A 12,039-nucleotide genomic window follows, 5' to 3' on the forward strand; every position below is an offset into this window, starting at 1 on the left:
CTCAGTGCTCCGGCCAGTACTCGTCGACCAGGCTCACCGTCGAGGCGATGTTGGCCCGGCTTGAGGCGCCGAAGACGATCGCTTCGAGGTTGGGTAGCGCGGTGACCCATTCGATCGCTTCGCGCGGCGAGATCGCACCACTGGCGAAGACCGACATCGCGACGGCGCGGAACGGGCGCTTCTGCATCGCGTCGAGGTAGCTGTCCACGCCGCCGGACATGCGGAAACCGAGCTTGTTGATGTTGGAGCAGACGATCGGGTTCTCCACGCCGGCGCGGTCGAGATCGTCGAGCAGTCGCGGCAGGTTCATGGTGATGAAGCCCGGCTCGGCGTTGTAGCGCTTTCGAACATGGTCCGCGAAGATGCGGAAGGCATCGGTGAAGCCCAGGCCCGACAGCAGATCGACGATCACGTTCTGCAGCCAGATCACCGGCGTCGCCAGGCCCGAGAACATCTTGAGCTCGGCGTCGATCAGCAGCGTGGCGACGCCCTCGATGTCCTTGCGCGCGAACGACGACGCGCCCCGCGCGATGGAATCCAGCAGCCCCTCTTCCGGCAGGAAGCGTCGCACCGCGCCGAGGAACCCGTCGTCGGTGACCGCATTGGCGTACTTGTGTGCGTACGGCATGCAGGGGAAGAACGTCATCTGGTCGTACCGGTCAGGATCCGCGCGTACCCGGTCGGCGATCTCACCGATGCGGTCGTGCGTCGTGCACATGAACGTGTGGACGCCCTCGTCGTAGGCGGCGTCCAGCACCGACATGATCGCGTCGGTGTCCTGGAAGCGCATCTGCTGGGCACGCGCCTTCTCCTCGGACATGTGGTTGACGCCGAAGAACTGGTTGTCGCCGAACAGCAGGCGGTCCATCGTCCGGGTGGACGGGGTGATGAGAGTCATCGTGCTCCTCCTCGCAGGGCGCGCAGTGCCGTGCCGAATCGGCTCGCGCGGCGCGGCGCGAGCGGGGTGATGGTCGCGGTGTGGCCGGATGCCGCGAGTCGCGCGTCGACGCGGGTGGCGTCTTCGCTGATCATCGCGATGACGCGGTCGGTCGCCGCGGCGGAACCGAAGTCGTTCTGGCCGTGGACGGCACGAGAGCGCGCACGCCAGACGAAGGCATCGAGTTGCGCACTGTACTCCTCGCCGCGTAGGTAGAACCACGGCGCTTCGGTGAGGTCGGTGGTGTAGCGGACGTTCCAGCCCGCGCGATAGCCCTCCGGGATCTCAGCGGTGTCGCGCAGGTACACCTGAATCTCCTGCCGGTCCGCGTGGATGCGCCCGTGCTCACCCCACAGGGTGATCTTGGTCGTCATCTTGCGCTGCGACTCGTCCGACCAGTTCGCGATGATCTGCGCGGTGCCCTGCGGGTAGTGCAGCGTCGCCGCGACGGCATCGTCGATCTGCGCCGAGAAGATGCTCGTCAGCTGGCTGCCGCTGACCGACTCCGGCTCGCCCAGGTACCACGTGAGCAGGTTGAGCGGGTGCGCCGCATAGTCGTAGAGGCAGCCCCCGCCGGTGGCACGCTGGCTGCGCCAGGTGCGTCCGGCCGGCTTCAGCACCACCGGCCCGTACGCTTCGGCGAGCGCGGTCTCGACCGTGCCGATCGCGCCGAGTTCGAGCAGCCGCTGCACTTCGCGGAACGCGCCGACGAAGCGGTTGTGGTAGCCGACCTGCGTGACGATGCCCTTCTCCTCGGCGAGGGCGGCGAGCTCGACGCTCTCGGCGGGATCGATGACCAACGGCTTCTCGCAGAACACGTGGATGCCGCGGCGAAACGCCTCACGGATCATCCCGGCGTGCAGATGCGTCGGCGTCGCGACGATGATGGCTTCGGGCGCCGCCTCGTCGAGCATCTTGCCGAGGTCTTTATAGGTCGCCACCCCGGTGTACTTCGACAGGATGTCGAGCAGATAGCCGGTGGCGTCGCACACACCGACGAGATTGACCTCCGGGTGCGCCTTGATCATGGACAGGTGAGAGAGCCCCATTTTGCCGAGGCCCACGACGGCGACATCGATCACACCAGCACCTCCGTTCGTTGTGAAACATGGCCGTGGCGCGCGAGCGCCGTGAGCAGTGCGTGCTCGTACTGGGCGCCGATGTGCTCCCAGGTGAACTCTTCGCGGTACCGAGTTCGACTGGCCTCGCCCATCCGATGCAGCCGCTCGGCGTTCGGCAGGAGCTCGTCGAGCAGGACTGCGAGATCGTCGGCGTCGCGGAAGTACGCGTTGTCGGGTCCGGCGACCCAGCTGTTGTAGCGGTTGTCGTGGGCGATGACCGCGTTGCCCGCGCCCATCGCTTCCACCAGCGACGGATTCGTGCCGCCCACGGTGTGCCCGTGCACGTAGACAGCCGCGTGCAGGCGCAACGCGGCGAGCCGATCCGCGTCGAAGATCGCACCGGGGAAGCGCACCTCGTCCGAGGCGGCGGAGCGGACGGCGAGGTGGTACGGGTCGGTGTCGGTGTACGGCCCGACTACGACGAGCGGCATCCCGCGGTGGCGTGCCGACCAGGCGGTCACGATCTCGAGCACGGAGTTCTCCGGAATCGGCCGGCAGACGACGATGCCGTACGCGTCGGGGGCGAGAGCGAGGTCGGAGACCGGCGCGACGGGTGCGCTGATGACCTCCGGTGCGCCGTAGGTGATGGTCTGCACGCGCCGTGCGCCGAAGTGACGCCGCAGATACGCGGAGATGACGGGGTGATCGCCGATGAGCACGTCACCGACGAGACCGGCGAGACGCTCGTTGCCCAGGAGGATGGCCTGTTTGGCGAGCCCCCAGCGTCGGCGGGTCCACTCCATCCCGTCCATGTTGATCACGTTCGGGATGCCGCGAAGGCGCGGCATGACGTCGAGGACGCCCGTGTTGTATCCGAAGGTCAACCACACATCACCCTCGCGGTGGTGTGCGGTGGCGTGGCGGATCGAGACGAGGTCGAAGTGGGACGTGCCCTTCCAGCCTTCGCGCGGTTCCGGAACGAGCACCCGTTCGATCCCGTTCCAGCGATCCGAGGTGATGTCGCCGTCGCCGTCGAGCTGGCAGTAGACCACGACGTTCCAGCCACGATCGCGCAGGTACATCGCGACATGCTGTGCGGCAGTCTCGAACCCGCCGTAGGCGGCGGGGACGCCGTGCGTGCCGAGAATGCGGACCGTGCGTGTCATCAGTACGCTCCGTCCGGTCGCAGCATGACGCGCACCGTGCGCCACATGAGGACGATGTCCGTCATCACCGTCCAGTTCTCCACGTACCGCAGGTCCAGCCGCACGCTCTCCTCCCAGCTGAGGTCGCTGCGTCCTCCGACCTGCCAGGGGCCGGTGATGCCCGGCTTGATGTAGAGGCGACGGAAGACGTCGTCGTCGTAGGTGGCGACTTCGCTCGGAAGGGGAGGGCGCGGGCCAACGACACTCATGTCGCCGACCAGCACGTTCCAGAACTGGGGAACCTCGTCGAGCGAGTACTTCCGCAGGATCCGGCCCACGCGGGTGATCCGAGGGTCGTCGTGCATCTTGAACAGCGGGCCCGCGCCCTCATTGGCCGCGAGCAGCGCGGCGCGCCGCTCCTCGGCATCCACGGCCATCGAGCGGAATTTGATCATCCGGAACTCGTGGCCGTCACGCCCGACCCGTGCTTGGGGAAAGAACAGCGGACCGGGCGAGTCGAGCTTGATCGCGATGGCGATGACCGCCGCGATCGGCGCGAAGAAAAGGAGTGCGATCGAAGCGACCGCGATGTCGAGTGCGCGCTTGGCGAGGTAGGCGCGGCCGGTGAACGAGGCGATCTCGACGTGGATGAGTGGCAGCCCCTCGACGGGCCGCAGCGACATGCGCGGCCCGGCGACATCGGAGACGCGGCTGGAGATCACCAGTTCTGCGGCCGTGTTCTCCAGCTGCCAGGCGAGGTGCTTGATCTCGTCGGCGCCTTCGTCTCCGCGGCTGGCGATGATGATCGTGTCGGCGTCGAGTGCTGCGGCTGCTTCGGCCACGCTGTGCGTGCGCATCGCCGGGTAGATGGCGTCGCCGACGCGCAGGCTGTCGAGGTCGTCCCCGCGCAGCGAGGCGCCGACCACCTGGTAGCCCAGGCCGGGGTCGGCGATCGAGCGGATCACGTACTCGACGTCTGCGCGCTCGCCGACCACGACCGCGCGCGTCGTGTACGCGCCCGCGAGTCGACGGCGGATGAGCCAACGGCGCCAGAGCCAGCGCTCGAACAGCAGGACGCCGATGCCGAGCGGCAGCGCGACGAAGAGCTGCGCGCGGATGCCGTCGACGTCGATGGCCACATCGATCATGGCGAGAAGACCGAACGCGAACCCGGTCGCGTGGATCATGCGGGTGTACTCGGCGGCGCCCGAGCCGATGAGCTTGACGTCTCGCGTTGCGAAGGCGGAGAGCATCAGGAGCCAGATCACGGCCGTCGCGGCGGCGATCTGGAAGACGAGGCCAGGATCGGCGACGGCGAGCGGACCGCTCACCGCGCCGATCGAGGCCACCGAGGCCACTGCGCACGTGAAGGCGACCGCGGCGGCGTCGCTCGTGCGCAGGATCCAGCGGTAGCGGCGTTCCCACGACTGCCGGCGCTCGAGAGCGCGCGACGGTGGTGCGGCCGCGGACGCCCGGGACGCGATGGTCGGGAACGGGGAAACGAACCCGGTCGTCGCGATGCCCGTGGCGTCGTGAAGCGCGCTCATCGTGTGATCCCCAGCACGGACGAACGCTGCAATGCAGTCGGCATTTTGCCCCCCAGCAAACCGACGGACGAATCGAAATCCGTCCACCCCCAGTAAGACGACGCGAAGACCCCCGTCTCCTGCGGACCAACCCCCCGGCTGTCACGCGTGCGTCGTGGGCGACTCTACCCCGCGAATCGCGTCGAGCGCCACCGCGAGTATTCAGCCTGTGGACGGATGCCGTCCCTCGAGCATTTCTCGGTCGTTGGGCGCCGCGCCGCGCGCCGAGTCGAATTGCCCTACCCCAAGTGCGTCGACGACGGCTGCCCGTCGCTGCGCGGCCACGCGCGGCGCGGCATCCCAGATCTGCGTCATCCGCTCGGCGTCGAACGCCGGCCCGCCGGGGTCTCCGCACTTCCTTGCTGCGACCGGCCGCAGACCGGCTCAAAGGCCCCGGGGTGCCTCCGATGAGAGGCGGTCGCGAGGTATTTCGACTCGCTGCGCTCGCTGGTCAAGTCCCCGGCAGTGGTGTAGCGCTTGGTCCTTCGATCTGAGGGGTTAGGCGCTGAGTTCGAGGGTGGTGTCGGTCACCTCCTCGATGTCGGTGTCGGCGATGAGGGTGAGTCTGCTTTTGGCGAGGACGTCGAGGCCGAGGTAGCGGCGGCCTTCGGCCCATTCGTCGGTCTGCTCGGCAAGGACCGCGCCGACGAGGCGGATGATCGCGTCGCGGTTGGGGAAGATGCCGACGCTGTCGGTGCGGCGGCGGATCTCGCGGTTGAGTCTCTCGTTGGGGTTGTTGGACCAGATCTGCTGCCAGAGGCCCTCGGGGAACCCGGCGAACGCGAGGATGTCTGCTCGGGCGTTGTCGAGGTGCTCGTGCGCGTCGGGGAGCTTGTCGTCGACATAGTCCAGGAGCCGGTCGGCGAAGTAGCTGTTCCAGGCCGCTCCCGTCTCACTGGTCGCGACGCGCAGGCCGAGGACTTCGCGGCGCCCGTCGGCGTTGACCCCGGTCGCGACGAGCACGACGCCGTTGGTGACACGCCCGCCTTCGCGGACCTTCATGGTGAGCGCGTCGGCGGCGGCGAACGTGAATGGGCCGGCATCGCCCAAGGGCCGGCGCCGGAACTGGTCGACGTGCTCGTCGAGCTCGGCCGCCATCCGCGAGACCTGGGACTTGGACAGCGAGTGGATCCCGAGGGTCTTGACCAGCTTGTCCATCCGTCGGGTGGAGACACCGGCGAGGTAGCAGTCCGCGACGACGGTGATCATCGCCGTCTCGGCACGTTTGCGGCGCTCCAGCAACCAGTCCGGGAAGTACGTCCCCTGCCGCAGCTTCGGGATCGCGACGTCGACGGTCCCGACCCGGGTGTCGAGGTCGCGGTGCCGGTACCCGTTGCGTTGCGCGACACGGTCAGCGCTGGGCTTGCCCCATTCGGCGCCGACGACGGCGTCCACGTCGGCGGACAGCAGCGCGTTTGAGCCGCCCCCTTCATTCGGTCCGGACGTTTTGTGAGTCGTCGGTTTCCATTTGATGGGTGCACTGTCGAGCGTACTCGGCTGGGGGTAGGTAGCCGAGCGAGGAGTGCCGGCGGTGGTGGTTGTACTCGTCCTTCCAGTCGCCGATGATGACCTGCGCGTGCAGCAGCGAGTAGAAGCTGTTGATGTTGAGACACTCGTCGCGGATCCGGCTGTTGAACGACTCGACGTACCCGTTGCGCCACGGCGAGCCCGGAGGGATGTAGGACAGGCCGGTGCGGGTGCCGGCCCAGTCGGCCATCGCCTCGCTGATGAACTCCGGCCCGTTGTCCGACCTGAGCACCGCCGGGGCGCCCCGGGCGGCGACGAGGTCCTCGAGGTGGGCGGTGAGGCGGTCGGCGGTAATCGAGCGCTCCACGAGGCCGCCGATGCACTCCCGGGTGTGTTCGTCGACGATCGAGCAGATCTTGATCGGTCGGCCGTGCTCGTCGGCGTCGAACTGAAAGTCCACCGCCCACACCACGTTCGGCGCGTCCGCCGTCGGCGCGTCGACGGTCGAGGACCCGACGCGCTTGCGTCGACGCCGCTGCGGGACCCGGAGCCCTTCGTCACGCCACAGGCGTTGGATCTTCTTGTGGTTCACCACCCACCCCTCGGCGCGGGCGTCATGGTACGCCCGCCGATACCCGTAGCGGGGATGGTCCTTCGTCCAGGCGCGCAGCCACTCCCTGAACGCCCGATCCGGGTCCAAGGCCGTGTCGCCCTTGAGCGGTCGCCGATACGCGGAGCGGCTCAGCCCGACCAGACGGCACGCCATCCGTTCGCTCACCCACAGCTTGCGCTTGAGGTGATCGACGGCGGCGCGGCGCCTGTCCGGGCTTAGAAGTTTCCCTCAGCCAGCTCCTTGAGCGCGGCCTTCTCCAGCTCCGCTTCCGCGAGCAGACGCTTCAGGGTCGCGTTCTGCTTCTCCAGCTCCTTCAGGCGCTTTGCGTCGTCGGCCTTGAGGCCGCCGTACTGGTTCCGCCACCGGTAGTACGTCTGCTCGGACACCCCGAGCTCCCGGCACACCGCCGCGACGTTCTGACCGTCGGCGAGCATCCTGTCGGCCTGCGCGAGCTTACGGACGACCTGCTCCGGGGTGTGACGCTTCCTGCTGTTCGTCATGATCTGACCAGTCTCCCTGCCCGCGACCGCGGGCAACAGGACGACTCTCATAACAACTGGGCCTACGAAACGGGGTCAGCCCACGTTGATCATGGTCTGCAGCAGGCTGCGCATCAGATCCGGCGACGCATCGGACAGGGCTTCAGCGAGCACGCTCGCAGGGTCGACAATATGAGGTGCGGTCATCGTGATGATTCCGTTCGAGTGGGATGTGAGAGTTTCCTCGAAGGATCACACGGTGACCGCGCTCACGTCGTGAACGACGAGCTTGGTCACCGCGCGCTACACCACTATGCGGGACTCCACTTACGTCGTCGTCGCGGTTCGAGTGAACCCGCCTGGCCTCCGAAACGCGGCCTAGCTTGGCACCGCTTCACTGAGTCCATCCATGAGCGCGGCCCCCGACGGCTCTCGGTATCGGCGGGCAAGCGGTTCGAGCATCTCCTTCAGGCGATTCGGACGCAGCAGAATCCCTCGTTGAATCGCCTGCGCGACGGCATCGGACACGAGTGATAGGTCTTCCCGCGATTCGATGAGGTCCGCGATCGTCCGCTCGACGCTCATGGACGGCATACCGTCGACGAACACGATGTCTTCGGCTGCCAGTGATCGGACACGGATTCGAACCCCGTTGATCCTCGTGGTCCGTCGAGTGGCGGCGACGAACTCGGATGCTCCAGGGAGCCAGTCCCCGATCTCGTGCAGCGCCGCTGCCGACTTTCCCGATGCGATCACGGATGCCGTGCCGCCGAGAGCGAGCCAGTGGATCCTGATGGTGTCGACCTCAAGCATGCCCGTCGGTGCACCGGCCATCCGGTAGACGCCTTGCGCGACACGCTCGAGGGCACCAGAGGCCGCGAGATTCGAGAGGGTCTTGCGAGACACCCCGACTTCGGCCGCCTGCGCTGTCGTGACCATCCCCCAGCGCTCAGCGGCGATCGCGCCGAGCTTTGCAATGGTCGAACTGGCCATACGGCATTTGTACCCCGAATCGAGGACAAAAGCTGTACTGGATGCGAAGACTATGAGAAACTCGGGCGCTCGGCGAGAACAGCGGGGAGTGACGTCGTGTTCTCGACCCATTCGCCCGCGGTTGGCGAGATCCATTGCGCGAGGTCGAGGGCGAGTCCCAAATCGCGTCGGAGATCACGCTGATGGATGGGCTCATGATGGGCGGCGCGGTTCCTGACGAAGTTGAGCTGCTGCATCCGGAACGCGACGTCGCGTTGCCTGGTGCGGAGGTCGGGATGTCCGTGAGCGAACGCGGCGTGCGTCGAAGGCACCCAAAGCGAGGTCAGATAGCGCGATTCGACCAGGTACCGCCAGAACCCCAGCGAAAGCTCGGCGATGACGCGCCCATGAACTTCCGGCCGGCGTCCCCGGTGGGTCGCTCGATCTCGGGCATGCTGAATGTCCTTGCGTCCTTGCTGATCGACCGGCACGACATCAAGCCAAGACGGGTGGCCGTGCTTGCGGGTCGCCCAACTGCGCAACTGCGTGTCGAGGGCGTTACGGGCGATCACTTCGACCATCGAGGTGAGCTCCATCACGCTCGCAGCTGCGCGCATGTTCCACTCATAGAGAGCGAAGGCGGCTGCGGTGCCGCCATCTGTTGCTCGGGAGTACGAGCCCAGCCGCTCGGCAGTCACAAGCGGGAGGAGCGATTCATAGTCCTCAGCGCTCAGGGCGGCTCGTTCGGTTGACATTCAGGATCCTGATCGTATGCTTGTACACGAAGACCCCGGAACGATCACTGGCTCAGCCACATCGCCGGGGTTTCGTCTTGCCAGTACCCGAGTAGGCTCCCGACCCTGCGGGCGCTTCGCGTGACGACGTCATCGGGAGCCTACTCGGGTACTGGGGAGATCTCGTCCGCCGCCCGGGGCATCTTCGCAGCTCGAGGCAGATTGGAAGGTGCCGATGCGTCGTGTTCGCCGCGTCGAAAGGCGCCGTAACCGGCACAAAACCGGCACAACGTCTCCGAAGAGCCCGTTTCGTCTCTCTCCGCTCGTTCAACGACCGGAGAGAGGAGGCGCGTTTCGTCTTGCTCCGTTCCTCCCGCGACGGGAGGCGAAAACCGCCCTTGAACAGGGCAAAGCAAAACCCCCGCCATGTAGAAGCTAGGCGAGGGTTTCTGGGACCGTTATAACGACGGTCCGTGTGGCTCCGACGGGCGTCGATCCCGTGACCTCACGATTTTCAGTTGTATGCGCCGGGTTTGTGGGTGCTCACGAGCGCTCGTTTGCCGCGTGATTCTGCGGAAGTTGTGCTCGTTGGTGGTGGCTGGTCGCGGATGATTTCAGCCGGGCTCCCGGCCCGAGACCGGCCCGGAGCACCTCGCCGACACGCGGAGGCCTCCGCTCCTGGCACACTGATACGGCCGACTGAGCTGAGGACCGAATGACTACTTACGAACCGAGAACGCTACCGCTCTCTCAAATTCTTCTGGATCCAAACAACTTCCGCTTCCAGGGTGACGCTGCCGTCCGCAGAGTTGCCGAAGCGCGGTTTGACTCGCCCCGGCGTGTCCGGAGAGCGTTTTACTGGTGTCAGCCGGCTTTTCCGACCGGTTCGTTGCGAGCGTAGTCGAGCTGCTCGACCTCAAGGGGTGTGAGGTCGTCGATGGAGCCGTGGGTGCGTTCCGTGTTGAACCACAGCACCCAGGACGCGGTTGCCGCCTCGACCTGGTCGATGTCGCGCCAGGGCCCGTCGTGGTGGATGAGCTCGGACTTGTAGAGCCCGATCTGCGATTCCGCGAGGGAGTTGTCGTAGGCGTCGCCGACGGACCCGACCGAGGGGTCGATGCCTTCGTCGACGAGCCGGTCCGTGAAGGCAATCGAGGTGTAGACGCTGCCGGCGTCGGTGTGGTGCGTGAGCCCGGCGAACCCGGTGACGCCTTCGCGGCGGCGGGTGAACAGAGCCATGTCGAGGCAGTCGAGCACGAGCGGAGTTGTCATCGAGGTCGCCGCTCTCCACCCGATGATGCGGCGGGAGTGCGCGTCGAACACGAACGCGACGTAGACCCATCCGGACCACGTCCAGACGTAGGTGAAGTCGGCGACCCAGAGCTGGTTCGTGCGGAACCGGGCGAAGTGCCGGTCGACGAGGTCGGCGGGCCTGGTCTCCCGCAGATCCGCATCCACGGGACGCTTCCGTTTCCCGCGGACGACACCGGCGATCCCGAGCTCGCGCATGAGGCGTTCGACCGTGCAGCGGGCGATGTCGTGCCCGTCGCGACGCAACCGCAGCCAGAGCTTCCGGGCCCCGAGCACCTTCCGGTGCGTCTGCCACGTGGTCAGGATGATCGGCTTCCACCTCTCGTCCGACACGATCCGCGGTGACGGACCGCGATCTCTCGCGTCGTAGTAGGTCGATGGGGCGATCTTCACGCCGTGCTGGGTGAGCACGGCGCAGATCGACTCGACACCCCATCGGAGCCCTCCGTCGGCGCGGTCCTTGTGCGCGTCGATGAAGCCGACTATCGCTTGTGTGGCCGGTCGAGTTCGGCCGCGAAGAAAGCCGAGGTGAACTCAACCCGTCAGCGCAACAGTGCTTGGAGCCTATCGGCTGGGGTGTCGAAGTCGAGGGTCTTCCGCGGTCTGGAGTTCAGGCGCGCGGCGACGGTGTCGAGGTCGGTCTGGGTGAGGTCTTTCATGCTGACGCCCTTGGGGAAGTACTGACGTAGCAGCCGGTTCGTGTTCTCGTTCGTTCCGCGCTGCCAGGGGCTGCGGGGGTCGGCGAAGTAGACGTCGAGGCCGGTGTTGCGCGTGACGGTCTTATGGTCGGCGAGTTCCATCCCGCGATCCCAGGTCAGCGATCGGCGCAGCTGCTCGGGGAGCAGGTTCATCTCACGCGAGAGGCCCGCTGTGACGGACTCCATGTCGCGGCCGTCGATCTGGACGAGCACCGTGAATCGTGTCGCGCGCTCGACGACAGTCGCGATCTGGCTCCAGTGCCGCCCCATCAAAAGATCACCTTCCCAATGCCCCGGGATCGCGCGATCTTCGGCTTCGGCAGGGCGCTCGGAGATGGAGACGGCGTCTTTGATCTGGGATCGCCATTGCCCGGTGACGTTGTTGTGAACACTGCGGCGGATCGGCCGCCCGGATCGCAGATGCTTCTGCAGCTCTTTCGCGAGAACGCCGCGGGACTGCACGAACAGGGACTTGTAGATCGTCTCGTGCGACACCCGCATCCCGCTCCCCGCCGGGTGACGCTTCCGCAGCGCCCCGGCGATCTGCTCGGGCGACCAGTCTTCCCGAAGGCGAGCGGCGACGTAACCACGCAGCACCGGGTTGCGGGCAAGTGCGCATCTCTGCGGACGCCGCGCACGGCGCCAGGCACGATCGTCGGCATCGACAGCGCGATATCGTCGCGGTCCCTTGTTCTTGGCCACCTCCCGACTGATCGTCGACGCGGGCCGACCGAGCCGGCGCCCGATCGCACGATACGACTCATCTGCCGCGAGACCCCGGGAAATCTCCTCACGCTCCTCGAGGGTCAGCGTCCCCGCCCGACGGCGCTGCGGCGCTTGGTAGAAGCCGCCGAACGGCAACAGGATCGAGAAGATCGATCCCGGCGGTGACCCCACCGTTCGAGAGATCTCACTGATCGACGCTCCCGCCTTCCACAGCTCCCACACCTGTTGCCGCCGATCCGACGGTAAACCCGGTCTCCCGATCTTCGCCACGCCACACCTCCGAGATGATCATCGATGGTGTTGCGCTGAC

At 66.7% G+C, this 12,039-nt stretch carries 9 protein-coding genes and 1 pseudogene; all 10 read right to left on the reverse strand.

The genetic code is table 11. The annotated features are described in order from the left end of the window. Position 1 precedes the first annotated feature (1 nt). A complete protein-coding gene (locus JOE53_RS00540) occupies positions 2 to 898 on the reverse strand; it encodes a hypothetical protein (protein ID WP_197461851.1) in 897 nt (298 codons plus the stop codon). Continuing rightward, positions 895 to 2,019: a Gfo/Idh/MocA family protein gene (locus tag JOE53_RS00545; protein ID WP_061681014.1), complete on the reverse strand. Its 1,125-nt coding sequence runs from the start codon at positions 2,017 to 2,019 to the stop codon at positions 895 to 897. Before JOE53_RS00545 ends, JOE53_RS00540 begins: the two co-directional genes overlap by 4 nt. Further along, positions 2,016 to 3,164, reverse strand: a complete 1,149-nt coding sequence (locus JOE53_RS00550) for a DUF1972 domain-containing protein (protein ID WP_061681013.1) — start codon at positions 3,162 to 3,164, stop codon at positions 2,016 to 2,018. The genes JOE53_RS00545 and JOE53_RS00550 overlap by 4 nt, the downstream gene beginning before the upstream one ends. Next, positions 3,164 to 4,690, reverse strand: coding sequence for a sugar transferase (locus tag JOE53_RS00555; RefSeq protein ID WP_204946452.1), 1,527 nt, complete (start codon positions 4,688 to 4,690; stop codon positions 3,164 to 3,166). Before JOE53_RS00555 ends, JOE53_RS00550 begins: the two co-directional genes overlap by 1 nt. Positions 4,691 to 5,227: 537 nt before the next feature. Next, positions 5,228 to 6,145, reverse strand: a pseudogene (locus tag JOE53_RS00560) (IS256 family transposase); the annotation flags it as partial. 13 nt (positions 6,146 to 6,158) lie between these two features. Then, positions 6,159 to 7,309, reverse strand: a protein-coding gene (locus tag JOE53_RS00565; protein ID WP_204948145.1) for an IS3 family transposase whose coding sequence is annotated in 2 segments (ribosomal slippage) — positions 6,159 to 7,039 and positions 7,039 to 7,309 — 1,152 coding nt in all. Because the reading frame shifts where the segments join, the coding sequence is not laid out codon by codon here. Positions 7,310 to 7,666: 357 nt separating this feature from the next. Then, positions 7,667 to 8,281 carry a type IV toxin-antitoxin system AbiEi family antitoxin domain-containing protein gene (locus tag JOE53_RS00570; protein WP_061681006.1) on the reverse strand — a complete coding sequence of 205 codons (615 nt, stop codon included), beginning with the start codon at positions 8,279 to 8,281 and terminating at the stop codon, positions 7,667 to 7,669. Between the two features lie 50 nt (positions 8,282 to 8,331). After that, positions 8,332 to 9,015, reverse strand: a complete 684-nt coding sequence (locus tag JOE53_RS00575) for a hypothetical protein (RefSeq protein ID WP_051498741.1) — start codon at positions 9,013 to 9,015, stop codon at positions 8,332 to 8,334. Positions 9,016 to 9,858: 843 nt separating this feature from the next. After that, a complete protein-coding gene (locus JOE53_RS00580; RefSeq protein ID WP_204948146.1) occupies positions 9,859 to 10,791 on the reverse strand; it encodes an IS3 family transposase in 933 nt (310 codons plus the stop codon). Between the two features lie 56 nt (positions 10,792 to 10,847). Further along, complete coding sequence (locus tag JOE53_RS00585; RefSeq protein WP_204946453.1) at positions 10,848 to 11,999, reverse strand: IS30 family transposase; 1,152 nt, start codon at positions 11,997 to 11,999, stop codon at positions 10,848 to 10,850. Between the last annotated feature and the right edge of the window lie 40 nt (positions 12,000 to 12,039).

Source organism: Microbacterium laevaniformans, from assembly GCF_016907555.1.
Classification (GTDB): domain Bacteria; phylum Actinomycetota; class Actinomycetes; order Actinomycetales; family Microbacteriaceae; genus Microbacterium; species Microbacterium laevaniformans.

What these genes read in the sequence shown, in the direction of transcription:
- JOE53_RS00570 (WP_061681006.1), bottom strand. Translation starts at nt 8,281, where the DNA reads ATGGCCAGTTCGACCATTGCAAAGCTCGGCGCGATCGCCGCTGAGCGC.
- JOE53_RS00555 (WP_204946452.1), bottom strand. Translation starts at nt 4,690, where the DNA reads ATGAGCGCGCTTCACGACGCCACGGGCATCGCGACGACCGGGTTCGTT.
- JOE53_RS00540 (WP_197461851.1), bottom strand. Translation starts at nt 898, where the DNA reads ATGACTCTCATCACCCCGTCCACCCGGACGATGGACCGCCTGCTGTTC.
- JOE53_RS00550 (WP_061681013.1), bottom strand. Translation starts at nt 3,164, where the DNA reads ATGACACGCACGGTCCGCATTCTCGGCACGCACGGCGTCCCCGCCGCC.
- JOE53_RS00575 (WP_051498741.1), bottom strand. Translation starts at nt 9,015, where the DNA reads ATGTCAACCGAACGAGCCGCCCTGAGCGCTGAGGACTATGAATCGCTC.